Here is a 635-nt window from a genome sequence, read left to right on the forward strand (position 1 = left end):
CCCACTGGATCGGCTACACTAATTAGTACCAGTTTTATAAGGTCATTGTTATGATAAACTAAAAATAAGAGAAGGTAACAACAATGGCAATTGATTCATCACGAAGAGCAAAACGTAGCTTTACTAACGAGTTCAAAAAACAAATGGTCATGCTATATCAAAATGGTAAAAAACGTGCGGATATCGTCGCAGAGTATGACCTCACCAAATCAGCATTAGATAATTGGATAATGCAGTACCAAACTACCGGCTCATTCATCGCAAAAGATAATCGTCGAACTGAAGAGAACGAACTTATCGCGCTACGCAAAGAGAATAAACGCTTGTTAATGGAGAATGATATCCTAAAGCAAGCGGCGTTGATAATGGGAAGAAAATCGAGTTAATTTTACATAATAAGCATCGATATAGCTTACGTGCATTATGTCGATGTTTAAATGTAAACCGAAATCGTTTCTATTATCAACGGCAATTAACGCAGCAATCACAAGATATATCACTGAGTGAAATAGTGGGTGAAATTTTTAATACTAATTATCGTGCTTATGGCACAAGGCGTCTGCAAGCAGAGCTGAGAAAGCAAGGCATAACCGCATCTAGACGCCGAATAGGTCGAATCATGGCGAAAAATGGCT

2 protein-coding genes are annotated in these 635 nt (G+C 38.1%); both read left to right on the forward strand.

What is annotated here, in order from left to right:
* The first annotated feature begins 83 nt into the window (after window positions 1-83).
* Window positions 84-386 (forward strand): IS3 family transposase, encoded by a 303-nt coding sequence (locus B9N71_RS11885; protein ID WP_034915944.1) that lies wholly within the window; start codon window positions 84-86, stop codon window positions 384-386.
* A gap of 125 nt (window positions 387-511) precedes the next feature.
* On the forward strand, window positions 512-635 hold a 124-nt coding region (locus B9N71_RS13635), incomplete at its 3' end, for an IS3 family transposase (RefSeq protein ID WP_370738317.1).

Source organism: Gilliamella bombi, from assembly GCF_900103255.1.
GTDB classification, from domain to species: Bacteria; Pseudomonadota; Gammaproteobacteria; order Enterobacterales; family Orbaceae; genus Gilliamella; species Gilliamella bombi.